This window comes from Mycolicibacterium thermoresistibile (assembly GCF_900187065.1).
GTDB classification, from domain to species: Bacteria; Actinomycetota; Actinomycetes; order Mycobacteriales; family Mycobacteriaceae; genus Mycobacterium; species Mycobacterium thermoresistibile.
This window is the reverse complement of record NZ_LT906483.1, coordinates 1,894,212-1,917,192: the sequence shown is the minus strand read 5'-3', so window position 1 is coordinate 1,917,192 and position 22,981 is coordinate 1,894,212. Positions and strand designations below refer to the sequence as shown.

General features: G+C 70.0%; 24 protein-coding genes and 1 tRNA gene. 16 read left to right on the top strand and 9 right to left on the bottom strand.

Annotated elements, in window-relative coordinates; translation table 11 throughout:
- The first annotated feature begins 71 nt into the window (after positions 1 to 71).
- The 3 genes from CKW28_RS08955 to CKW28_RS08945 are packed head-to-tail and all read left to right on the top strand — an operon-like array spanning position 72 to position 2,096.
- Positions 72 to 767: an HAD-IA family hydrolase gene (locus tag CKW28_RS08955; RefSeq protein WP_234785049.1), complete on the top strand. Its 696-nt coding sequence runs from the start codon at positions 72 to 74 to the stop codon at positions 765 to 767.
- Entirely contained in the window at positions 760 to 1,254 is a 495-nt protein-coding gene (locus CKW28_RS08950; protein WP_003924661.1) for a low molecular weight protein-tyrosine-phosphatase, read from the top strand. The genes CKW28_RS08955 and CKW28_RS08950 overlap by 8 nt, the downstream gene beginning before the upstream one ends.
- On the top strand, positions 1,254 to 2,096 hold the full coding sequence (locus tag CKW28_RS08945; RefSeq protein ID WP_003924660.1) for an SURF1 family cytochrome oxidase biogenesis protein: 843 nt from the start codon (positions 1,254 to 1,256) through the stop codon (positions 2,094 to 2,096). The genes CKW28_RS08950 and CKW28_RS08945 overlap by 1 nt, the downstream gene beginning before the upstream one ends.
- Here CKW28_RS08945 and CKW28_RS08940 read toward each other — a convergent pair.
- A complete protein-coding gene (locus CKW28_RS08940) occupies positions 2,053 to 3,033 on the bottom strand; it encodes a cobalamin biosynthesis protein (RefSeq protein WP_040546325.1) in 981 nt (326 codons plus the stop codon). The genes CKW28_RS08945 and CKW28_RS08940 overlap by 44 nt on opposite strands.
- A gap of 36 nt (positions 3,034 to 3,069) precedes the next feature.
- Here CKW28_RS08940 and CKW28_RS08935 point away from each other — a divergent pair, with 36 nt between their 5' ends.
- A complete protein-coding gene (locus CKW28_RS08935) occupies positions 3,070 to 3,903 on the top strand; it encodes an oxygenase MpaB family protein (protein WP_003924658.1) in 834 nt (277 codons plus the stop codon).
- On the opposite strand, the gene CKW28_RS08930 is transcribed toward CKW28_RS08935, so the two are convergent.
- From CKW28_RS08930 to CKW28_RS08915, 4 genes are all read right to left on the bottom strand, one after another.
- Positions 3,904 to 3,975: transfer RNA gene (locus CKW28_RS08930), tRNA-Val, on the bottom strand. It abuts the gene before it with no gap.
- A gap of 51 nt (positions 3,976 to 4,026) precedes the next feature.
- Positions 4,027 to 4,491 carry a peroxiredoxin gene (locus CKW28_RS08925; protein WP_003924657.1) on the bottom strand — a complete coding sequence of 155 codons (465 nt, stop codon included), beginning with the start codon at positions 4,489 to 4,491 and terminating at the stop codon, positions 4,027 to 4,029.
- A 3-nt stretch (positions 4,492 to 4,494) separates the two neighbouring features.
- Positions 4,495 to 4,917, bottom strand: coding sequence for a DUF3052 domain-containing protein (locus CKW28_RS08920; protein ID WP_003924656.1), 423 nt, complete (start codon positions 4,915 to 4,917; stop codon positions 4,495 to 4,497).
- 86 nt (positions 4,918 to 5,003) lie between these two features.
- Complete coding sequence (locus tag CKW28_RS08915; protein ID WP_234785046.1) at positions 5,004 to 5,600, bottom strand: Rv2240c family protein; 597 nt, start codon at positions 5,598 to 5,600, stop codon at positions 5,004 to 5,006.
- 93 nt (positions 5,601 to 5,693) lie between these two features.
- Between CKW28_RS08915 and aceE the strand changes: the two genes are divergently transcribed.
- From aceE to CKW28_RS08880, 7 genes are all read left to right on the top strand, one after another.
- Positions 5,694 to 8,483, top strand: a complete 2,790-nt coding sequence (gene aceE / locus CKW28_RS08910) for a pyruvate dehydrogenase (acetyl-transferring), homodimeric type (RefSeq protein ID WP_003924654.1) — start codon at positions 5,694 to 5,696, stop codon at positions 8,481 to 8,483.
- A gap of 54 nt (positions 8,484 to 8,537) precedes the next feature.
- Positions 8,538 to 9,824, top strand: a complete 1,287-nt coding sequence (locus tag CKW28_RS08905) for a PucR family transcriptional regulator (RefSeq protein ID WP_003924653.1) — start codon at positions 8,538 to 8,540, stop codon at positions 9,822 to 9,824.
- A gap of 143 nt (positions 9,825 to 9,967) precedes the next feature.
- On the top strand, positions 9,968 to 10,882 hold the full coding sequence (locus CKW28_RS08900) for an ACP S-malonyltransferase (protein ID WP_003924652.1): 915 nt from the start codon (positions 9,968 to 9,970) through the stop codon (positions 10,880 to 10,882).
- Between the two features lie 123 nt (positions 10,883 to 11,005).
- Positions 11,006 to 11,308, top strand: coding sequence for a meromycolate extension acyl carrier protein AcpM (gene acpM, locus CKW28_RS08895; RefSeq protein ID WP_003924651.1), 303 nt, complete (start codon positions 11,006 to 11,008; stop codon positions 11,306 to 11,308).
- Positions 11,305 to 12,555, top strand: a complete 1,251-nt coding sequence (kasA, locus tag CKW28_RS08890) for a 3-oxoacyl-ACP synthase KasA (RefSeq protein ID WP_040546322.1) — start codon at positions 11,305 to 11,307, stop codon at positions 12,553 to 12,555. Before acpM ends, kasA begins: the two co-directional genes overlap by 4 nt.
- A gap of 34 nt (positions 12,556 to 12,589) precedes the next feature.
- Positions 12,590 to 13,849 (top strand): 3-oxoacyl-ACP synthase KasB, encoded by a 1,260-nt coding sequence (gene kasB, locus CKW28_RS08885; RefSeq protein ID WP_040546321.1) that lies wholly within the window; start codon positions 12,590 to 12,592, stop codon positions 13,847 to 13,849.
- Between the two features lie 52 nt (positions 13,850 to 13,901).
- On the top strand, positions 13,902 to 15,335 hold the full coding sequence (locus CKW28_RS08880) for an acyl-CoA carboxylase subunit beta (protein ID WP_003924648.1): 1,434 nt from the start codon (positions 13,902 to 13,904) through the stop codon (positions 15,333 to 15,335).
- Positions 15,336 to 15,392: 57 nt separating this feature from the next.
- Here CKW28_RS08880 and CKW28_RS08875 read toward each other — a convergent pair whose 3' ends face one another.
- Together CKW28_RS08875 and CKW28_RS08870 are read right to left on the bottom strand one after the other, a co-directional pair.
- A complete protein-coding gene (locus CKW28_RS08875) occupies positions 15,393 to 16,964 on the bottom strand; it encodes a glycerol-3-phosphate dehydrogenase/oxidase (protein WP_003924647.1) in 1,572 nt (523 codons plus the stop codon).
- Complete coding sequence (locus CKW28_RS08870) at positions 16,961 to 17,509, bottom strand: TetR/AcrR family transcriptional regulator (protein ID WP_003924646.1); 549 nt, start codon at positions 17,507 to 17,509, stop codon at positions 16,961 to 16,963. Before CKW28_RS08870 ends, CKW28_RS08875 begins: the two co-directional genes overlap by 4 nt.
- A gap of 77 nt (positions 17,510 to 17,586) precedes the next feature.
- Here CKW28_RS08870 and CKW28_RS08865 point away from each other — a divergent pair, with 77 nt between their 5' ends.
- Genes CKW28_RS08865 through CKW28_RS08850 form a run of 4 tightly spaced genes read left to right on the top strand, consistent with a single transcriptional unit; the run spans position 17,587 to position 21,362 of the window.
- Complete coding sequence (locus tag CKW28_RS08865) at positions 17,587 to 19,164, top strand: FAD-binding oxidoreductase (RefSeq protein WP_003924645.1); 1,578 nt, start codon at positions 17,587 to 17,589, stop codon at positions 19,162 to 19,164.
- A 17-nt stretch (positions 19,165 to 19,181) separates the two neighbouring features.
- A complete protein-coding gene (locus CKW28_RS08860; RefSeq protein ID WP_040546370.1) occupies positions 19,182 to 20,060 on the top strand; it encodes a diacylglycerol kinase in 879 nt (292 codons plus the stop codon).
- Entirely contained in the window at positions 20,057 to 20,887 is an 831-nt protein-coding gene (locus CKW28_RS08855; protein WP_003924643.1) for a CPBP family intramembrane glutamic endopeptidase, read from the top strand. Before CKW28_RS08860 ends, CKW28_RS08855 begins: the two co-directional genes overlap by 4 nt.
- Positions 20,888 to 20,891: 4 nt before the next feature.
- On the top strand, positions 20,892 to 21,362 hold the full coding sequence (locus CKW28_RS08850) for a hypothetical protein (protein WP_003924642.1): 471 nt from the start codon (positions 20,892 to 20,894) through the stop codon (positions 21,360 to 21,362).
- Here the strand turns inward: CKW28_RS08850 and CKW28_RS08845 are convergent.
- A complete protein-coding gene (locus CKW28_RS08845; RefSeq protein WP_081475443.1) occupies positions 21,283 to 21,870 on the bottom strand; it encodes an anthrone oxygenase family protein in 588 nt (195 codons plus the stop codon). The genes CKW28_RS08850 and CKW28_RS08845 overlap by 80 nt on opposite strands.
- Positions 21,871 to 21,992: 122 nt before the next feature.
- Here CKW28_RS08845 and CKW28_RS08840 point away from each other — a divergent pair, with 122 nt between their 5' ends.
- A complete protein-coding gene (locus CKW28_RS08840) occupies positions 21,993 to 22,460 on the top strand; it encodes a MarR family winged helix-turn-helix transcriptional regulator (protein WP_003924640.1) in 468 nt (155 codons plus the stop codon).
- On the opposite strand, the gene CKW28_RS08835 is transcribed toward CKW28_RS08840, so the two are convergent.
- Positions 22,457 to 22,969, bottom strand: coding sequence for a DUF3145 domain-containing protein (locus CKW28_RS08835; RefSeq protein ID WP_003924639.1), 513 nt, complete (start codon positions 22,967 to 22,969; stop codon positions 22,457 to 22,459). The genes CKW28_RS08840 and CKW28_RS08835 overlap by 4 nt on opposite strands.
- Between the last annotated feature and the right edge of the window lie 12 nt (positions 22,970 to 22,981).

Here is a 22,981-nt window from a genome sequence, read left to right as displayed (position 1 = left end):
ACCAGGCGGGGACCACTGCCGACATCGGGGACAATGAGTGTGTGACTGAGACGCGCGACGACACGGCCGCCGTGCCGGCGGGTGCCGTGGACGCGGCCCGCCGGCCCGTGGATCCGGCGCTGCGGCCGGAGTTGGTGATCTTCGATCTGGACGGCACGCTGACCGACTCGGCGGAGGGCATCGTGTCCAGCTTTCGCCATGCCCTGGCCTCGGTGGGCGCGGCGGTGCCCGACGGCGACCTGGCCGCCCGGATCATCGGCCCGCCGATGCACCACACGCTGCGCTCGCTGGGGCTGGGCGATCAGACCGACGCCGCGATCGACGCGTACCGGCAGGATTACCGCGCCCGCGGATGGGCCATGAACCGGGTCTACGACGGCATTCCGGAGCTGTTGGCCGACCTGCGCGCCGCCGAGGTGCGGCTCGCGGTGGCCACCTCGAAGGCCGAACCGACCGCGCAGCGCATCCTGGCCCATTTCGGGTTGGCCGATCACTTCGAGTTCATCGCGGGGGCCAGTGTGGACGGTTCCCGCGCCGCCAAGGCCGATGTGCTGGCCCGTGCGCTGCAGGCGCTGCAGCCGCTGCCCGAGCGGGTGCTGATGGTGGGTGACCGCTGCCACGACGTGGAGGGCGCCGCGGCGCACGGCATCGACACCGTCGTCGTCGGATGGGGCTACGGCCGGGACGATTTCGCCCATGAGGACGCCATCCCGGCCTATGCGCACGTGGCCACCGTCGCGGAGCTTCGTGAGGTGTTGAGTGTCTGATCTGCTGCACGTGACGTTCGTCTGTTCGGGCAACATCTGCCGGTCCCCGATGGCCGAGAAGATGTTCGCCCACCAGATCGCGCAGCGCGGCCTGGCCGACGCGATGCGGGTCACCAGCGCCGGCACCGGCGGCTGGCACGTCGGCGCGCCCGCCGACGAGCGGGCCCGGCGCACGCTGCGCGCCAACGGGTATCCGACCGACCACCGCGCCGCGCAGCTCGACGACGATCATCTGTCCGCGGATCTGGTGGTGCCGATGGGCCGCAACCATCAGCGCATCCTCGTCGACCTCGGGGTGCCGCACGACCGGCTGCGGATGCTGCGGTCCTTCGATCCGCGTTCCGGTGCGCACGCGCTGGACGTCGAGGACCCGTATTACGGCACCCAGTCCGACTTCGACGAGGTGTTCCGGGTCATCGACGCCAGCCTGCCCGGGCTGCACGAGTGGGTCGACGAACAACTCGACGCACGCGGGCTGGCGAGCTGATGCGGCGCTGGGCGTTCCTGCTGAGGCCGAGCTGGCTGGCACTGATCGTGGTGGTGCTGGCCTTCGCATATCTGTGCTTCACAGTGTTGGCGCCCTGGCAGCTCGGGAAGAACAGCAAGACGTCGCGGGAGAACGCGCAGATCGAACGGTCGCTGACGGCCGAACCGGTGCCGGTGACGACGCTGCTGCCGGAACAGGATTCGGCCGCGCCCGACGAACAGTGGCGTCGCGTCACCGCCACCGGGCGCTATCTCCCCGAGGCGCAGGTGCTGGCCCGGCTGCGCTCCATCGGTGGTGAGCCGGCGTTCGAGGTGCTGGTGCCGTTCGCCGTCGACGGCGGACCGACCGTGCTGGTCGACCGCGGATATGTGCGTCCTGAACAGGGCCGGGTGCCCGACATCCCCCCGGTGCCGCGGGAGCCGGTGACCATCACCGCCCGGCTCCGCGATTCGGAGGGCGTCAACCCCGGCCGGGAACCGTTCCACGGCGACGGCGCCCTGCAGGTGTACTCGATCAACACCGCGCAGATCGCAGAGCTCACCGGGGTTCCGCTCACCGGCTCCTATCTGCAGTTGGTCGGCGGGCAGCCGGGCGGGCTCGGCGAGATCGAGCTGCCGCATCTGGACGCCGGGCCGTTCCTGTCCTACGGCATCCAGTGGATCGCGTTCGGCATCATCGCCCCGATCGGCCTGGGCTATTTCGTGTGGGCCGAGGTGCAGCAGCGCCGCCGGGAGAAGGCGGCACAACAGGACCGGGCCCAGGCGGACATCCGAGGGGATGCCGCGGCCGGGAAGCCGCTCACCGCCGAGGAGAAACTCGCCGACCGCTACGGGCGGCGCTGAGCATCCCGGCCAGCCCGACGGCCAGACCCGCCGCCGCGGTCTGCACCGCGCGGGACAACCGCACCGCCCGGCTCAGATCGGCGACGTCCGGCGCGGGGCCGTCGCCGAGGGTGGGCCGGATCTCGAGCCGGTGGGTGTAGCGGGTGGGGCCACCCAACCGGATTCCCAGCGCACCGGCGAAGGCCGCCTCCACCACCCCGGCGTTGGGGCTGGGGTGCCGGCGGGCGTCGCGGTGCCAGGCCCGCCACGAGGCCGCGGCTGAGCCGCCGACCAGCGGCGCGCACACCACCGTCAGCGCGGCCGTGACACGGGCCGCGACGAGGTTCATCAGATCGTCGAACCGTGCTGCGGCCCAGCCGAATCGGGCGTACCGCGGGGACCTGTGCCCGATCATCGCGTCGAGGGTGTTGGCGCCGCGGTAGACCAGCACCGCCGGTACCCCGCCGACCGCGGCCCACAGCAGCGGCGCCACCTGCGCGTCGGAGGTGTTCTCGGCCACCGATTCCACTGCGGCGCGGGTCAACCCGGCGGGGTCGAGGGCGTCGGGGTCCCGGCCGCACAACGCGGGCAGCAGGGCGCGGGCGCCGTCGATGTCGCCGTCACGCAGCAGCGCCGCCATCCGGTCCCCGGTGCGCAGCAGCGAGGTCCCGCCCAGCGCGGTGAAGGTCGCCGCCGTGGTCGCGGCGGCGGTCCAGCCGGCGCCACGACCGGTGTGCGACCGCGCGGTGAGCAGTCCGAGCGCGGCCAGCGCGCTCAACAGCGCGCCGGTGTGCAGGGCGCCGGCCGCGCGGCTGTCGGCGTAGGTCACCCGCTCCAGGGCCGACGCGGCGCTGCCGAACAGGGCGACGGGGTGGCCGCGGGACGGGTCCGCCAGTGCGACATCGGCGAGATACCCGGCGGCGATGCCCACCGCCCGGGCACAGCGGGGCGCGAACACCTGGGCAGGGTCTCACACACGTGATGTACTCGGTTCATGAGACTGCGCTGGGGCCCGCCCCGCCATCCGACCCGGGTGGTCGATCTGCTCAACCCGGCGGCGGCGCTGCTGCCCGCGGCCAACGTGATCATGCAGCTGGCGCTGCCCGGGGTGGGCTACGGGGTGCTGGAGAGCCCGGTGGACAGCGGCAACGTCTACAAGCATCCGTTCAAACGGGCCCGCACCACCGGTACCTACCTGGCGGCGGCGACGATGGGCACCGAGGCCGACCGCCGGCTGATCCGCGACGCGGTCAACACCGCACACGCGCAGGTCCGGTCCACCCCTACGAGCCCGGTGTCCTACAACGCCTTCGACCCGAAGCTGCAGCTGTGGGTGGCGGCCTGCCTGTTCCGCTACTACATCGACATGCACGAGTTCCTCTACGGCCCGCTCGACGACGCCGACGCCGACGCGGTGTACCGCGACGCCCGCACGCTGGGCACCACGCTGCAGGTGCGGGAGGACATGTGGCCGCCGGACCGGCAGGCGTTCGACGAGTACTGGAAGCGGTCTCTGGACGAGCTGCGCATCGATCCGCCGGTGCGCGAGCACCTGCTCGGGGTGGCCGCCATGGCGTTCCTGCCGACACCGGTCTCGGCGACGCTGGGCCGGTTCAATCTGTTCGCCACCACCGGTTTTCTGCCGCCGGAATTCCGCGACCAGATGAAGCTGGACTGGTCCGGCGCGCAGCAGCGCACCTTCGAGCGGTTGCTGGCGGCGTTGCGCATCGCCGACCGGGTGATCCCGCGGGAGGCGTGGCAGTTCGGCTACCGGCTGTATCTGTGGGACATGCGGATCCGCGCGCGCCTCGGACGGCGGGTGGTGTAGTGGGCGCGGAGGGGATCGAACCCCCGACCGCTGGTGTGTAAAACCAGAGCTCTACCACTGAGCTACACGCCCTGTTATCGGGTGCAGAGGTTACCCAACCGCCGCGCGGTACCGGAAATCCGGTCAGCTCTTCCGCAGCGCCTCGAGCGCCTCGCTCCAGACCTTCCGGTCCCGCGGCTCACCCGGATCCTTCATCTCCGCGAATCGGATGATGCCGGCGCGGTCGACCACGAACGTGCCCCGGTTCGGAAACCCGGCCGTCTCGTTGAACACCCCGTAGGCCTGGGCGACGGCGCCGTGCGGCCAGAAATCCGACAGCACCGGGAAGGTGAACCCGCTCTGGATCGCCCAGATCTTGTGGGTCGGCGGCGGACCGACGGAGATGGCGACCGTCTGGGTGTCGTCGTTCTCGTACTCGGGCAGATGGTCGCGGATCTCGTCCAGCTCCCCCTGGCAGATCCCGGTGAACGCGAGCGGGAAGAACACGATCAGCACGTTCTTCTCGCCGCGTAGGTCGCTGAGCGTGAACGACCGGCCGTTCTGATCCTTGAGCGTGAAGTCCGGCGCCTCGACGCCCACCTCCAGCAATGTCTACCGCCTTCCGGAGCGAGCCTTCGGTTGAACCAGGCGGCTGGCGATCCAGTCCCCCAGGTTGGCGGACGAGGTCTGCATCAGGCCCGCGGTGGGCGCGGATTCGGCGATCTCGGCCGGCAGCACATGGCCCGGTTTACCCGTCTTGGGCGTGATCACCCAGATGACACCGTCGTCGGCCAGCGGCGCGATCGCGTCCATCAGCCGGTCGACGAGGTCACCGTCGCCGTCCCGCCACCACAGCAGGACCACGTCCACGACTTCATCGGTGTCCTCGTCGAGCAGCTCGGCTCCGGTCAGCTCCTCGATCTCGGCTCGGATATCGTCATCGACGTCCTCGTCCCAGCCCAGTTCCTGCACCACTTGGTCTTTTCGGATGCCCAGTCGTTGGGCGTAGTTCGGGGCGTTCGCCGCCGCGACCACCGTCGGTCCTCCTTCAGCTGTGATGTGAGATCGCTCTATCGTCGCACGCCGACCGCCGGGACGGGGTTCCGGCGCGGCAGTTGTGGTCAATATGCGGCGTCGCACAGGGTCAGCGCCAGCGCCCGGGACTGGTTGAGCCGGTCCACCCCGGCGTTGAACTCGTCGGTCGGATGGTCCTCCTCGATGGCCACCCCGACCTCGCGCGCGGCGGTGGTCCACGCGGTCAGCGCGTCGCGCAGTTCGGGGGTCAACGCGTCGGACAGGCTGCTCTGCACCAGGTCGGCGCTGTGGTTCAGCGCGTCCACCGCGGGGCGGACCTTCGCGCCGACGTCGCCGGTGCTGTTGAACGCGTCGACATAGGCGTTGACCGCCCGGATGGCGTCCACACTGCTGGTGCTCAACGCGTCACAGGAATTGTGCACCGCCTGCCGGGTCAACGACCGCTGCCGCTCGGACTCCCGGGCGCTGGAGCTGGCCGCCGACGCCGCGATCGACGAGGACACCGACGCGCGGTAGACCGGGACCTCCTCGGCGTCGGCCTGGCCGCTGCCGGCGGTGAGGCTCGTGCAACCGACCACGACCATGGCCAGTGCCGCCAGTCCACCGACCACCGAACCGGTGAGCCGCCGCCCCCGGAAACCGCCCGGTGCGGCCGTATCGCGGGCCACACCCCGACGGTGCATGTGGGGCACCATAGGGGAAGGATAGAGGTCGCCAAAGGCCGATCGGGAACCGATCGCACAAGCCGCCTTACCGGCACAACCGAGGAGCGGAAGTTGACCACCGAGTTCGTGCGCCAGGACCTGGCCCAAAACTCAAAATCCACCACCGGACACGGTCGGGTACGGGTGATCCGCGACGGGGTCGCGGCGTATCTGCCGGACATCGACCCCGAGGAGACCGCCGAGTGGCTGGAGTCGTTCGACCAACTGGTGGAGCGGTCCGGTCCGGCGCGGGCGCGGTACCTGATGCTGCGGATGCTCGAACGCGCCCGCGAACAGCGGGTCGCGATCCCCGCGCTGACCTCCACCGACTACGTCAACACCATCCCGACCGAGAACGAACCGTGGTTCCCGGGCGACGAGGACACCGAACGCCGCTTCCGGCTGTGGATCCGGTGGAACGCGGCGATCATGGTGCATCGCGCCCAGCGCCCCGGAGTGGGTGTGGGCGGGCACATCTCGACCTACGCGTCCTCGGCGACGCTCTACGAGGTCGGGTTCAACCACTTCTTCCGCGGTAAGGCCCACCCGGGCGGTGGCGACCAGGTGTTCATCCAGGGTCACGCCTCGCCGGGCATCTACGCCCGGGCGTTCCTGGAGGGCCGGCTCACCGCCGACCAACTCGACGGGTTCCGCCAGGAGCACAGCCATCCGGGCGGCGGGCTGCCGTCCTATCCGCACCCCCGGCTGATGCCCGACTTCTGGGAGTTCCCGACGGTGTCGATGGGGCTGGGGCCGATCAACGCGATCTTCCAGGCCCGGTTCAACCGCTATCTGCACAACCGCGGCATCAAGGACACCTCGGGTCAGCATGTGTGGTGCTTCCTCGGCGACGGCGAGATGGACGAGCCGGAGAGCCGCGGCGCCGCGCATGTGGCCGCGCTGGAGGGGCTGGACAACCTCACCTTCGTGGTCAACTGCAACCTGCAGCGCCTGGACGGCCCGGTGCGCGGCAACGGCAAGATCATCCAGGAGCTGGAGGCGTTCTTCCGCGGCGCCGGCTGGAATGTGATCAAGGTGGTCTGGGGCCGGGAGTGGGATGCGCTGCTGCACGCCGACAAGGACGGCGCCCTGGTCAACCTGATGAACACCACGCCCGACGGCGACTACCAAACCTACAAGGCCAACGACGGCGCCTATGTGCGCGAGCACTTCTTCGGCCGCGATCCGCGCACCAAGGCGCTGGTCCAGAACATGACCGACCAGGAGATCTGGAACCTCAAGCGCGGCGGCCACGACTACCGCAAGGTCTACGCCGCCTACCGCGCGGCCGTCGAGCACAAGGGCCAGCCGACGGTGATCCTGGCCAAGACCATCAAGGGTTACTCGCTGGGCGCCAACTTCCAGGGCCGCAACGCCACCCACCAGATGAAGAAGCTCGCGCTCGACGACCTCAAGCACTTCCGGGACGCGATGCGCATCCCGATCAGCGATGAGCAGCTCGAGGAGAACCCGTACCTGCCGCCCTACTACCACCCCGGCCCGGAGGCCCCGGAGATCCGGTACATGCTGGAGCGCCGGCGGGCGCTGGGCGGGTTCGTGCCGGAGCGCCGCACCACGTCCAAGGCGCTGAGGATACCGGGCAGCGACATCTTCCGTTCGGTGCGCAAGGGGTCGGGCAACCAGGAGGTGGCGACCACCATGGCCACCGTCCGGACCTTCCGGGAAGTGTTGCGCGACAAGGAGCTCGGCTGGCGGATCGTCCCGATCATCCCGGACGAGGCGCGCACCTTCGGGATGGACTCGTGGTTCCCGTCGCTGAAGATCTACAACCCCAACGGTCAGCTGTACACGTCGGTCGACGCCGATCTGATGCTGGCGTACAAGGAGAGCGAAGCCGGCCAGATCCTGCACGAGGGCATCAACGAGGCCGGCTCGTCGGCCAGCTTCATCGCGGCCGGCACGTCGTACGCCACCCACAACGAGCCGATGATCCCGATCTACATCTTCTATTCGATGTTCGGGTTCCAGCGCACCGGCGACAACCTGTGGGCGGCCGGGGATCAGATGGCCCGCGGGTTCCTGCTCGGCGCGACCGCAGGGCGCACCACGCTGGTCGGTGAGGGGCTGCAGCACGCCGACGGGCATTCGCTGCTGCTGGCGTCGACCAACCCGGCGGTGGTCGCCTACGACCCGGCGTTCGCCTACGAGATCGCCCACATCGTCGAGAGCGGTCTGCACCGCATGTACGGCGAGAACCCGGAGAACGTCTTCTTCTACCTGACCATCTACAACGAGCCCTACCGGCAGCCGGCCGAACCGGAGGATCTGGACGTCGAGGGCCTGCTGCGGGGCATCTACCGGTATCGCCGGGCGCCGCAGAAGCGCACCCACACCGCGCAGATCCTCGCGTCCGGGGTGGCGATGCCCGAGGCGCTGCGCGCGGCCGATCTGCTGGCCGAGGACTGGGACGTGGCCGCCGACGTGTGGTCGGTGACCAGTTGGGGCGAGCTCAACCGGGACGGCGTCACGATCGAGAAGCAGCGGCTGCGGCATCCGGACCAGCCCGCCGACACCCCGTATGTGACCCGGGCGCTGGCCGATGCGTCCGGTCCGGTGGTGGCGGTGTCGGACTGGATGCGCGCGGTGCCCGAACAGATCCGGGCCTGGGTGCCGGGCACCTACATCACGCTGGGCACCGACGGTTTCGGGTTCTCCGACACCCGGCCGGCGGCGCGGCGGTACTTCAACACCGATGCGGAGTCGGTGGCCGTCGCGGTGCTGGAGGGTCTGGCCCGGGACGGCAACCTGGATCGGTCGGTGGCCGTCGAGGCCGCGCGGCGCTACCGCATCGACGATGTGATGGCGGCGCCCGAGCAGACCTCCGACCCGGGGGTGGCGTGACCGGTGCGTGATCCTTTGGAGGAATCTGCCAGCAGAATCGCGTAGATTTCAGGCGTGCCCGACAATCGGTTCGTTCCACCGCAGTCCACCCTCGAGGTGCTCGAATCGGTGCCGGAGTCGGTGCTGCGCCGGTTGAAGCAGTACTCCGGGCGGCTCGCCACCGAGGCCGTGCACACGATGGAGGAACGGCTGCCGTTCTTCGCCGACCTGGAGGCCTCCCAGCGGGCCAGCGTTCATCTGGTGGTGCAGACCGCGGTGGTGAACTTCGTGGAGTGGATGCGCGACCCGCGCAGCAACGTCACCTACACCATGCAGGCGTTCGAGGTGGTGCCGCAGGACCTGACCCGGCGCATCGCGTTGCGCCAGACCGTGGAGATGGTCCGGACCACCATGGAGTTCTTCGAACAGGTGGTGCCGCTGCTGGCCCGCTCGGAGGAACAGGTGACCGCGCTGACCGCGGGCATCCTGCGGTACAGCCGGGATCTGGCCTTCGCCGCGGCCACCGCCTACGCCGACGCCGCCGAGGCCCGGGGCGCCTGGGACACCCGGATGGAGGCCAACGTGGTGGACGCGGTGGTGCGCGGCGCCGTGGGGCCCGAACTGCAGTCCCAGGCCGCCGCCCTGAACTGGGACGCCACCGCGCCGGCCACCGTGGTGGTCGGGCTGCCCCGACCCGACCGGCTGGAGGTGGTCAGCCAGGACGTCCACCACGTCGCCAACCGGCACGGCCGCACCGCGTTGTCCGACGTCCACGGCACCTGGCTGGTCACCATCGTGTCCGGTGCGCTGTCCCCCACGGACAGGTTCCTCACCGATCTGCTGGACGTGTTCGCCGACGGCCCGGTGGTGCTCGGCCCGACCGCGCCGACCCTCTCGGCGGCCTACCGCAGTGCCACCGAGGCGATCGCCGGGATGAACGCCGTCGCGGGCTGGAGCGGTGCGCCCCGGCCGGTTCCGGCCCGCGAACTGCTGCCCGAGCGGGCCCTGCTGGGCGATCAGACCGCGATCGCGGCGCTGGAGAGCGAGGTGATGCGGCCGCTGGCCGATGCCGGCCCCACGCTGACCGAGACGCTCGACGCGTTCCTGGAATCCGGTGGGGCGATCGAGGCGTGCGCCCGCCGATTGTTCGTTCATCCAAATACGGTCCGGTACCGACTCCGCCGCATCGCGGAGATCACCGGACGCGATCCGGCGGTGCCGCGGGACGCCTATGTGCTACGGGTGGCGGTTTCTGTGAGCCGCCTCACTCGGCAGTCGTACCAGTCGAGCACGGTAAACCCCGATCTCGGATCGACGGCGGGGTGGCGCGGTCAGGCCGCGGGCGGACACCGGGCGATGTAACGGATCGCGGCCCGATATCGATGGAGTCGCATCACATGCAGATTTGTGGGGATTCCACAAAAACATAAGACTATGTTCATAGTCTCTTACACCCCACAAATCAGACTTCACAGTGTTCTCTTAAACACGTGCCTCAGAAGACTGTGCTTGCGTTGCTCGCGCCCGGACAGGGTTCTCAGACGCCCGGCATGCTCACCCCGTGGTTGGAGCTGCCCGGCGCGGCCGACCGTCTCGCCACCTGGTCCGAGATCAGCGGCCTGGACCTGGTCCGGCTCGGCACCACCGCGTCGGCCGAGGAGATCACCGACACTGCGGTGACCCAGCCGCTGGTGGTCGCGGCGACGCTGCTGGCCCATGAGGAGGCCGTCCGGCGGGGGCTGCTGACCACCGGCCCGGACACCATCGTGGCCGGCCATTCGGTCGGCGAGATCGCCGCCTACGCGATCGCCGGGGTGATCTCGGCCGACGACGCAGTCAAACTGGCCGCCACCCGCGGCGCGGAGATGGCCAGGGCCTGCGCCGTCGAGCCCACCGGCATGTCCGCGGTGCTGGGCGGTGACGAGGCCGAGGTGTTGGCCCGGCTCGAGGCGCTCGAACTGACGCCGGCCAACCGCAACGCGGCGGGGCAGATCGTCGCCGCCGGTGCGGTCGCGGCGTTGGAGAAGCTCGCCGAGGATCCCCCGGCCAAGGCCCGGGTGCGGCCGCTGGCCACCGCCGGCGCGTTCCACACCCACTACATGGCCCCGGCGCTGGACGGCTACACGGCGGCCGCGCAGGCCGTGTCCACCGCCGAGCCGACGATGACGCTGCTGTCCAACGCCGACGGGCAGCCGGTGGCCTCGGCCGCCGATGCGATGGAGAAGCTGGTGGCTCAGCTGACCCGGCCGGTGCGGTGGGACCTGTGCACCGCCACCATGCGGGAGCGTAGTGTGGCGGCGCTCGTCGAGTTCCCGCCGGCGGGAACGCTCACCGGCATCGCCAAACGGGAGCTGCGGGGCGTGCCGACCCGCGCCGTCAAGGCTCCCAACGACCTCGACGGGCTGACCGAGCTCGCCTGACACTCGGTTCGCCGAGGACACAACCACATATCGACCACATATCGACGTCCCGAGCTTTTCGCAGCGCGAAGGGCGCGTATCGCAATCGATGCGTATCAACACCGATTAGTAGAAGGAGCCACTGTGGCCACCACTCAGGAAGAAATCATCGCCGGTCTCGCCGAGATCATCGAAGAGGTCACCGGTATCGAGCCGTCCGAGGTCACCCCGGAGAAGAGCTTCGTCGACGACCTGGACATCGACTCGCTGTCGATGGTCGAGATCGCGGTGCAGACCGAGGACAAGTACGGCGTGAAGATCCCCGACGAGGACCTCGCCGGGCTGCGCACCGTCGGTGACGTGGTCGCCTACATCCAGAAGCTCGAGGAAGAGAACCCCGAGGCGGCCGCCGCGATCCGCGAGAAGATCGAAGCGGAGCGTTCATGACAAAGCCTTCCACTGCTAACGGCGGTTACCCCAGCGTTGTGGTGACCGCCGTCACGGCGACGACTTCGATCGCGCCTGACGTCGAGGGCACGTGGAAGGGTTTGTTGGCCGGCGAGAGCGGCATCCACGTCCTCGAGGACGACTTCATCGAGAAGTGGGATCTGCCGGTCCGCATCGGCGGCCACCTCAAGGAGGCCGTCGATGACCACATGACCCGCATCGACATCCGGCGGATGTCCTACGTCCAGCGGATGGCGAAGCTGCTCAGCGGTCGGGTGTGGGATGCGGCCGGCAATCCGGAGGTCGATCCGGACCGGTTCTCGGTCGTGATCGGCACCGGTCTGGGTGGCGGCGAGAAGATCGTCGAGACCTATGACGCGATGAACGAGGGCGGGCCCCGCAAGGTGTCGCCGCTCGCCGTTCAGATGATCATGCCGAACGGCGCGGCCGCGGTGGTCGGTCTGCAACTCGGCGCCCGGGCCGGGGTCATCACCCCGGTGTCGGCCTGCGCGTCGGGTTCGGAGGCCATCGCCCACGGCTGGCGGCAGATCGTCATGGGCGACGCCGACATCGCCGTGGTCGGTGGTGTCGAGGGTGGCATCGAGGCGCTGCCGATCGCGGCGTTCTCGATGATGCGCGCGATGAGCACCCGCAACGACGACCCCGAGGGCGCGTCCCGGCCGTTCGACAAGGACCGCGACGGGTTCGTGTTCGGCGAAGCCGGTGCGCTCATGGTCATCGAGACCGAGGAGCACGCCAAGGCGCGCGGCGCCCAGCCGCTGGCCCGGCTGCTCGGTGCGGGCATCACCTCCGATGCCTTCCACATGGTGGCTCCGGCCTCCGACGGCGTGCGCGCCGGGCACGCGATGAAGCGTGCGATGGAGACCGCGGGCCTGTCCCCCAAGGACATCGACCATGTGAACGCACACGCGACCGGCACCCCCATCGGTGACACCGCCGAGGCGAACGCGATCCGGGTCGCCGGAGTCGAACACGCTCCGGTGTACGCACCCAAGTCGGCGCTCGGCCACTCCATCGGGGCGGTCGGCGCGCTGGAATCGGTGTTGACCGTGCTGACGCTGCGGGACGGGGTCATCCCCCCGACCCTCAACTACGAGACCCCCGATCCCGAGATCGATCTCGATATCGTCGCGGGCGAGCCACGTTATGGCGACTACCGGTACGCCATCAACAACTCGTTCGGATTCGGTGGTCACAATGTCGCCCTGGCCTTCGGGCGTTACTGATCGGCACTGATCGAAAGGACCCATCGGAGCGGGAATGGCAAGGACGCGCTTGGCCACCGGGAATGGTTTCCCCAACGTGGTCGTCACCGGGGTCGCGATGACGACGGCCCTCGCCACCGACGCTGAAGGCACTTGGAAGAAGCTGCTGGACGGTCAGAGCGGCATTCGTCTGCTCGAGGACGATTTCATCGAGAAGTACGACCTACCGGTCCGCATCGGCGGGCATCTGCTCGAGGACTTCGATTCCGAGTTGACCCGGGTGGAGCTGCGTCGGCTGTCCTACCTGCAGAAGATGTCCACGGTGCTCAGCCGCCGGGTGTGGGAGAACGCCGGTTCGCCGGAGGTCGACCCGCGGCGGTTGATGGTGTCGATCGGCACCGGGATGGGCTCCACCGAGGAGCTCGTCTTCAGCTACGACGACATGCGCGCCAAGGGGCTGAAGGCGGTGTCGCCGCTGGCGGTGCAGAAGTACATGCCCAACGCCGCGGCCGCGGCGGTGGGGTTGGAGCGCAAGGCCCGCGCCGGGGTGATCACCCCGGTGTCGGCCTGCGCCTCCGGCTCCGAGGGCATCGCGCACGCGTGGCGCAACATCGTGCTGGGCGAGGCCGACATCGCGATCTGCGGCGGTGTCGAGACCAAGATCGAAGCGGTGCCGATCGCCGGCTTCGCCCAGATGCGCATCGTGCTCTCCACCACCAACGACGACCCCCCTGGCGCATGCAAACCGTTCGACAAGGACCGCAACGGGTTCGTGTTCGGTGAGGCCGGTGCGCTGATGGTCATCGAGACCGAGGAGCACGCCAAGGCCCGCGGCGCCAACATCCTCGGCCGGCTGATGGGGGCCAGCATCACCTCCGACGGCTACCACATCGTCGCGCCCGACCCCAACGGTGAACAGGCCGGCTGGGCGATGACGCGGGCCATCGAGTTGGCCGGGCTGCAGCCCTCGGACATCGACCACGTCAACGCGCACGCCACCGGCACCACCGTCGGCGACGTCGCGGAGGGCAAGGCGATCAACAACGCGATGAAGGGTCACCGGCCCGCCGTGTACGCGCCGAAGGCGGCGCTGGGGCACTCGGTCGGCGCGGTGGGCGCGGTCGAGTCGATCCTCACCGTGTTCGCGCTGCGGGACGGCGTGATCCCGCCGACGCTGAATTTGAAGAACCAGGACCCGGAGATCGACCTGGACGTCGTCGCCGGCGAACCGCGCACCGGCGACTTCAAGTACGCGATCAACAACTCGTTCGGATTCGGTGGGCACAACGTCGCGCTCGCCTTCGGGAAGTACTGACGCCGACACCGGGCGGCGTCGGCCGCCAACCGGCGGCTGAGGAGGAGAATCTATGACGATCATGGCCCCCGAGGCCGTCGGCGAATCGCTCGATCCGCGCGATCCGCTGCTGCGGCTGAGCACCTTCTTCGACGACGGCAGCATCGAGCTGCTGCACGAACGGGACCGCTCGGGTGTGCTGGCCGCGGCCGGCACCGTCAACGGTGTGCGCACCATCGCGTTCTGCACCGACGGCACCGTGATGGGCGGCGCCATGGGCACCGACGGCTGCCGTCACATCGTCGACGCCTACGACACCGCGATCGAGGAGCAGAGCCCGATCGTCGGGATCTGGCACTCCGGCGGCGCCCGGCTGGCCGAGGGTGTCCGCGCCCTGCACGCGGTCGGCCTGGTCTTCGAGGCCATGATCCGGGCCTCCGGATACATACCGCAGATCTCGGTGGTGGTCGGTTTCGCCGCCGGCGGCGCCGCGTACGGTCCGGCGCTGACCGACGTCGTCATCATGGCACCGGAGGGCCGGGTGTTCGTCACCGGACCCGATGTGGTGCGCAGCGTCACTGGCGAGGACGTCGACATGGCCAGCCTCGGCGGGCCCGACACCCATCACAAGAAGTCCGGGGTCTGCCACATCGTCGCCGACGATGAGCTCGACGCCTACGAGCGGGGCCGTCGTCTGGTCGGATTGTTCTGCCAGCAGGGGCATTTCGACCGCGCCAAGGCCGAGGCCGGCGAGTCCGATCTGCACGCGCTGCTGCCCGAGTCGCCGCGACGCGCCTACGACGTGCACCCGATCGTCACCGAGTTGCTCGACAAGGAGGACGGAGTCAGCACGTTCGAGGAGTTCCAGGCCAAGTGGGCGCCGTCGATGGTGGTCGGCCTGGGCCGGTTGTCCGGGCGCACGGTCGGGGTGCTGGCCAACAACCCGCTGCGGCTGGGCGGCTGCCTGAACTCCGAGAGCGCCGAGAAGGCGGCACGTTTCGTGCGGCTCTGCGATGCGTTCGGCATTCCGCTGGTCGTGATCGTCGACGTGCCCGGCTACCTGCCCGGCGTCGACCAGGAGTGGGGCGGTGTGGTGCGCCGCGGCGCCAAACTGCTGCACGCGTTCGGTGAGGCCAGCGTGCCGCGGGTGACGCTGGTGACCCGCAAGATCTACGGCGGCGCCTACATCGCGATGAACTCCCGGTCGCTGAACGCCACCAAGGTGTTCGCGTGGCCCGACGCCGAGGTCGCCGTGATGGGAGCCAAGGCCGCGGTCGGCATCCTGCACAAGAAGAAGCTGGCCGCCGTCGAGGATCCGGTCGAGCGGGAGGCGCTGCACGAACAGCTGGCGGTCGAACACGAGAAGATCGCCGGCGGGGTGGATTCGGCCATCGAGATCGGCGTGGTGGACGAGAAGATCGACCCGTCGCTGACCCGCAGCAAGCTGGCCCAGGCCCTGGCCGAGGCGCCCGCCCGCCGCGGTCGGCACAAGAACATCCCGCTGTAATCCCTGCGATTTCGGCGTGCTCGCGGTCGCTGAGCGATCGTGCGCACGCCGAAATCGCTATTCGGCGGCGGCGAGGATCTCCTCGGCCGCGGCGACGGCGCGTTGCCGGTCCGCGGCGACCAGCCCGATGCGGGTGCGTCGGTCCAGGATGTCCTCCACGGTCATCGCGCCCTCGTGGGTGACCGCGTACTCGAACTCGGCGCGGATCACGTCGATACCCTCGGCGACCGGATCGGTGGGACGGTCACACGCCGCGCGGGCGATGACGTTGGGCGCCTCGGCGCCGTACCGGGCGACCAGTGAGGACGGCAGCCGGGCCGGCAACTCGGCCCCCGAGTCGACCGCGCTGCGGAAGGTGGCCACCGGGTTGGCGGGGGCGCCGACCAGCGGCAGGTTGCGGGTGCGGCACTCGCCGGCCCGCAGTCCGCGCGACGTGACCGCGCGATCCACCGCATCCTCGGCCATGTGCCGGTATTCGGTGAGCTTGCCGCCGAGGACGCTGAACAACCCGGTGTCGGACTCCACCACCGCGTGGTCGCGGGAGATGTCGGCGGTGCGGCCGCCCGGGGTGTCGATCAGCGGCCGCAGCCCCGCGTACGCGCCGATCACGTCGTCCGGCCCGAGCGCGGTGGCCAGTGCGGTGTTGACGGTGTCGAGCAGGAACGACACCTCCTGCGGAGTCGGCTGCGGCACGTCCGGGATCGGCCCGGGGGCGTCCTCGTCGGTGAGCCCGAGATACACCCGGCCCAGTTGTTCGGGCATCGCGAAGACGAACCGGTTCAACTCGCCGGGGATCGGGATCGTCAGGGCAGCAACGGGATTGCCGAATGCGGCAGCGTCGAAGACCAGGTGGGTGCCGCGGCTGGGCCGCAACCGCAGCGCCGGGTCCACCTGACCGGCCCACACCCCGGTGGCGTTGATGACGGCCCGGGCCGCCACGTCGAACGACTCCCCGGTGAGCTGATCGGTCAACGCGGCGCCGTCGCCGCGGGCGCGGTCGGCGGCGACCCGGGTGAGGATCCGCGCCCCGTGCTGGGCGGCGGTGCGCGCGACGGCGGTCACCAGCCGGGCGTCGTCGATGAGTTGTCCGTCGTAGGCCAGCAGCGCGCCGTCCAACCGGTCACGGCGCACCGCCGGCACCAGTTCGGCGGCCCGCCCTGCGTCGACCCGCCCGGATCGCGGCAGCGTCGACGCCGGCGTCCCGGCGAGCCGGCGCAGCACATCACCGGCCAGGAACCCGGTGCGCACCAGCGCCCGCTCCAGGGTGCCGATGGTCGGGATCAGCGGCACCAGCTGGGGCATCGCCTTGACCAGGTGCGGGGCGTTGCGGGTCATGAGAATGCCGCGTTCGACGGCGCTGCGCCGGGCGATGCCGATGTTGCCGCTGGCCAGGTAGCGCAGGCCGCCGTGCACCAGCTTCGAACTCCACCGGCTGGTGCCGAACGCCAGATCGTGTTTCTCCACCAGCGCCACGGTCAGGCCCCGGCTGGCCGCGTCGAGCGCGATGCCGGCCCCGGTGATACCGCCGCCGATGACCAGGATGTCGAGCCGCTGTTCGGCCAGGGCGGTCAGCTCGGCGGCCCGCCGGGAGGCGTTGAGGGCGGTGGCGTCCCCCTTCTTCGCGCTCACGGTTTGAGATATCCGTTCAGGGACCGTCGCAGTTCAGCGGCCAGCGCCTCGGAGTCCAGGAACGGCTCGACGATCCGGGCGGACTGCACCGCCGACTGTGCGATCAGCCCGCACATGGCCGCGAGCTGATGCGGATCGCCGGCCCGCACGGTGCCGGTCTCCTGGGCCTCGGCGATCTCGCGGGCCAGCGCCTCGATCATGATCCGCTGGCTCGAGCCGAGCCGGTCGGTGATGTAGACCATGGTGAACTCCGGCGCCCCGTACAGCACCGACATCACCACCTCGTCCGCGCGCAGCCGTTCGGCGAAACCGACGATCCGTTCGACCAGCGATTCCCGGTCGTTGCCGCGTGTGGGCACCTCGTCGAGGACCGCGGTGATCCGGGTGGTCAACAGGCTGGCCAGCAACGCGTTGGTGTCGGGCCAGCGCCGGTAGATGGTCGGCCGGCTGACCCGGGCCCGCCGCGCGATGTCGGTGAGCGTCACCCGGTTCACTCCCACGGCCAGCACACTGGCCGCGGCGGCGTCGAGTATCCGGTCCTCCACCGAACCTCCATTACGGATTGACAACTTCTGTAATACTGTAACTTATGTCGGCACCGGAGAACCACCTGTCACCCCCGATGAAATGGAACGCCTGGGGGGATCCGGCCGCGGCCAGACCCCTGTCGGACGGCATCCGGTCCCTGCTCAGAGAGGCGCTGGGGGTGGAGGGGCCGCCCACCCCGGACCTCTCCCCCGACCAGGTGCGGTTGCGGCCGTCGGCGCTCTCCGACGCCGACCGTGACGCGCTGGCAGGCGTTGTCGGCGCCGATTTCTGCCGGGTCGATGAGCACAGCCGCCTGCTGCACGCCGGCGGCAAGTCCACCCTCGACCTGCTGCGCCGCCGGCAACCGGAGCAGGACGCCCCGGACGCGGTGGTGTTGCCCGCCGATGAGGACCAGATCGCCGAGATCCTGCGCATCTGCGGTTCCCGGCGCATCGCGGTGGTGCCGTTCGGCGGTGGCACCAGCGTGGTCGGCGGCCTCGACCCGATCCGCGGGGAGTTCGGCTCGGTGGTGGCGCTGGACCTGCGCCGCCTCAACCGGTTGATCTGGCTGGACGAGGTCTCCCAGCTGGCCGAGCTGAGCGCGGGCATGACCGGGCCGGCGGCCGAGGAAACGCTGCGCGCCCGCGGCTTCTCGCTCGGCCACTTTCCGCAGAGCTTCGAGTTCGCCAGCATCGGCGGTTTCGCCGCGACCCGCTCGTCGGGGCAGAACTCGGCCGGCTACGGACGGTTCAACGACATGGTCCGCGGCGTGCGGGCGATCACCCCGACCGGTGTGCTCGACCTGGGCCGCGCCCCGGAGTCGGCGGCGGGCCCGGACCTGCGGCACCTGCTCATCGGATCTGAAGGAGTTTTCGGCGTCATCACCCGGGTGCGGGTGCGCGTCCGGCCGGTGCCCGAGGCGGTGCGCTACGAGGCCTGGTCGTTCCCGGATTTCGCGACCGGCACCGCGGCGCTGCGTGCGGTCACCCAGATCGGCACCGGGCCGACCGTGATCCGGTTGTCCGACGAGGCCGAGACCGGTGTCAACCTGGCCACCACCGACAACATCGGCGATCAGAGCATCACCGGCGGCTGTCTGGCCATCACCGTGTTCGAGGGCACCGCGGCGCACGCCGAGAGCCGGCATGCCGAGACGGCGGCGGTGCTCGCCGCGCACGGCGGCACCTCGCTGGGTGAGGAACCCGCCCGCGCCTGGGAGCACGGCCGGTTCAGCGCCCCGTATCTGCGCGACTCACTGCTGTCGGCCGGGGCGCTGTGCGAGACCCTCGAGACGGCGACCACCTGGTCCAACATCCCGACGCTGAAGGCGGCCGTCACCGACGCGCTGACGAGCACACTCGGTGAATCCGGCACCTCGGCGCTGGTGATGTGTCACATTTCGCATGTGTACCCCACCGGTGCGTCGCTGTACTTCACGGTGGTGGCCGCCCAGCGGGGCAACCCGATCGAGCAGTGGCGCACCGCCAAGGCCGCCGCCTCCGACGCCATGATGCGCCACGGCGGCACGATCACCCACCACCACGCGGTCGGCGCCGACCACCGGCCATGGATGCGCGACGAGGTCGGTGGACTCGGCGTGGACATCCTCCGCGCGGTGAAGGCCACCCTGGATCCGGCTGGAATCCTCAACCCGGGCAAGCTGATTCCGTGACCGTCGGCAGGATCACCATGCTGACGAACCCGGCCTCCGGGCACGGGAGCGCCCCGCACGCCGCGGAGCGCGCGGCGGCGCGGTTCACCGCCCGCGGGGTGGACGTGGTGGCGATCGCCGGCCGCGACGCCGACCATGCCCGTCGGCTGGTCGAGGGCGCCCTCGACCACGACATGGACGCCCTGGTGGTGGTCGGCGGGGACGGCGTCGTCTCGCTGGCCCTACAGGTGCTCGCCGGAACCGATGTTCCGCTGGGCATCATCCCGGCCGGCACCGGCAATGACCACGCCCGCGAATTCGGCATCCCGACAAAGGATCCGGAGGCCGCCGCCGACGTCGTGGTCGACGGTGTCACCGAGGTGGTCGACCTGGGCCGGATCCGCGGCGCCGACGGGACCGACAAGTGGTTCGGCACAGTACTGGCGGCGGGGTTCGACTCGCTGGTCACCGACCGCACCAACCGGATGCGGTGGCCGCACGGGCGGATGCGGTACAACCTGGCCGTGCTCGCCGAACTGTCGAAGCTGCGCCTGCTGCCGTTCCGGCTGACCCTCGACGGCCGCGAGGTGCAGACCATGCTGACGCTGGCCGCGGTCGGCAACACCCGCAGCTACGGCGGCGGGATGCTGATCTGCCCGAACGCCGATCCCCGCGACGGGCTGCTCGACGTCACGATGATCGCCACGGAGTCGCGCACCAGGTTGATCCGGTTGTTCCCCACCGTGTTCAAGGGCACCCACGTCGAACTCGACGAGGTGACGACCGAACGGGTCCGCACGATCGGGATCGACTGCCCGGGCATCAACGCCTACGCCGACGGTGAATACGCCTGCCCGTTGCCGGTCGAGGTGTCGGCGGTGCCGGGCGCGTTGCGGATCCGCACTCCACGGCGATGAGGTCGGCGCACAGGTCCACGCCACCCGCCGAGCGTCGCCCGCTGGTCGCGCTCGTCGCCTTCTTCGTCCTCACGCTGGCGGCCACCTGGCTGTGCTATCTGCCGGTCATCCTGGCCGCCCGGGGTGTGATCTCGGTGCGTGCCGACGATCAGGCGCTGTTGCGGCTCTTCGGCATTCTCGCGCCGACGCTGACCGCGTTCGCGGTGGTGTCGGTCACTGCGGGCCGCCGCGGCGCCGCGCAGCTGTGGAAGTCCGCCGGACGGTGGCGATTCGGCCTGCGCTGGTATGCCGTGGTGCTGTTGGCGCCGTTCGTCGTCGCGGTGGCCGCGGTGGCGCTGACGCGGCCGGTCTCCGGCGCCGACGCCTGGTTCGTCGCGCCGACCGCGGCCGCGGCGGTGTCGTCGATCATCGCTCCGCTGGGTGAGGAGTTCGGTTGGCGCGGTTACGCATTGCCCCGGCTGCAGCGGCGGCTGTCACCGCTGGCGGCCGGTGTCGTGCTCGGTCTGATCTGGGCGGTCTGGCATCTGCCGATGGCGTTCGTCCCCGGAACCACCCAGCACGACGCCCCGTTTGCGGTGTTCACCATGATGATCGTCGGCGCCTCACTGCTTTTCGTCTGGGTCGCGGCACACACCGGCGGCAGTGTGCTCGCCGCGCTGCTGCTGCACGGTGCGGCGAATCTGTCCTTCAACACCGTGCCGGTGTTCTTCCGGTACACCGGAGATCAGTGGGCGACCGTCGTTCTGGCCGTGTTGTATCTGGTGATCGGTCTGGTGCTGGTGCTGCGGATGCAGACCGGATCGGACCGTCCGGACACCGAGAGGTAGGGATATGCGCTGGCACAGGTTGGCGACGCTGCTGCAGGTCGTACTGCTCGCCTACTGGGTGGCGACGGAGGTGGTCGATCTGTATCCGCTCAACGATCTCGCCTCCCGCCCGGCCGATTACGACCTGCAGGCCAGCATCGCCGTGAACGTCCTGCAGCAACTGGCCTACATGGCGCTGTTCGCGGTCGGTCTGTGGTGGACCGCCGCGGCGGCGACCGTCGGTTACGGCGTCTACCTCGGTCTGCAGCTGTGGACGTGGTGGGTGCCGTACCTGACCGGCGTCGCCGCCGACGGCGCCGACCGCAAGCTCGACCAGTTCTCCGACACGGTCTCGGTGCTACCGGTGATCGACGGCCGGATCGGCCCGGATCTGCAGCATCTGGTGCTGCAGACCCTCACCGCGCTGACGGTGCTGTGCTCGGCGATGGCCGCGCGGGCGCTTCGGCGGGCGCGGACGATCGATCTCGGGCCGTGACGCCCGGCCCCAGCAGCGACAGCGCCTTCAGCGCGCACAACCAGCCGCAGACCCCCAGCAGCAGCCGCAGATGATTCAGCGACGTCCACCAGTCGACGACCGACTCCACCCGCTCCGGCGCCCAGCCGTCCGCCGCGCTCTGCAGCATCAGCATCTGGGGCACGAAGTAGCCGTAGCTGAACACCGCGTAGCCCACCATGATTCCGGCGGCGGCCAGCCACCAGCGCCGGTGTGGGGCACGCGAGCGCCACGCCAGAATGAGGTTCACCACGGCGAGCAGTGCCACCGGCATGGAGACGAACGGCCAGAACGACCGGCCCGCCGCGTACATCCCGGACGAGTGCATGCGGTCGAGGACGTCGCCGCCCGGCACGCTCTCCCACAGCGGGACCACGACGATCTTCTCGTAGAGCCCGGCGCCGAGTTGGATGCCGACGAAGATCACCAGCAGCCACAGCCACAGCGCCGGATGCCGGAGCACCGACTGTCGAGCTGACGGTTTCACCATCGACGTCTTCCCCCTCCTGGTTGTCGTCCCTCCTGGATGTCGCCCCCTCGGTTGCGTGTGCCGCACGACGCGGCAGATATCTCTACTATAGAGAGACTCTGAAAACGAGAGAAGGGGGGACGGTGACGACTTCGGACCGCCCGCAGATCCTGGCGGAGCTCAACGCGGAATTCCGGGTGCAGGCGCTGCGCTCGGTGATGCTGCATTCGGCGGTGGCCGCCCGGTTGGGCATCGCGGTCACCGACTTCAACTGCCTCAATGTGCTCAGCATGGAGGGGCCGCTGACGGCGGGTCAGCTCGCCGAGCGCACCGACCTCACCCGCGGCGGAGCCGTCACCGCCATGATCGACCGGTTGGAAGCGGCCGGTTTCGTCCATCGCCGGCGGGATGACGACGATCGTCGGCGAGTGCTCGTCGAACTCGACGAGGCCGCGGCCGCCCGGATCGCGCCGCTGTTCGCCGGACTCGGCGAGTCACTGAACGACCATCTCGATAGTTATCGCACCGACGAACTGCGGCTGCTGCTCGACGCGGTGCGGGGGATCAACCAGCGCGTCGCCCGAGCCACCGACGCACTGCGCGAGGGTTAACCCACGCCCCGGCTCAGCCAGCTGACCTCGGCGCCCTCACCGCCGTCCCGGAAGGGTTCCAGCGCCTCGTCCCATGCGGTGCCGAGCACCGAATCCAGCTCGGCGGCCAGCACATCGGCGCCGGCGGCCATCAGCGCCCGCAGCCGCATCTCGCCGACCATGACATCGCCGTTGGCGCTCATCGGGCCACTCCACAACCCCAGTTGCGGGGTGTGGCACCAGCGGTGCCCGTCCACCCCCGGGCTGGGGTCCTCGGTGACCTCGAACCGCAGCACCGACCAGGACCGCAGCGCACTGGCCAACTGCGCGCCGGTGCCCACCGGTCCGACCCAGTTGGTGACGGCGCGCAGCTGCCCCGGCATCGCCGGCTGCGGGGTCCACTTCAGGTTCGCCCGCGCCTGCAGGGTCGACGACAGCGCCCACTCGACATGCGGGCACACCGCCGCGGGTGAGGCGTGGATGTACACCACGCCTGTCGTCGCGTCGGCAAACTGGTTCGACGCACGCATCTGCTGCTCCTT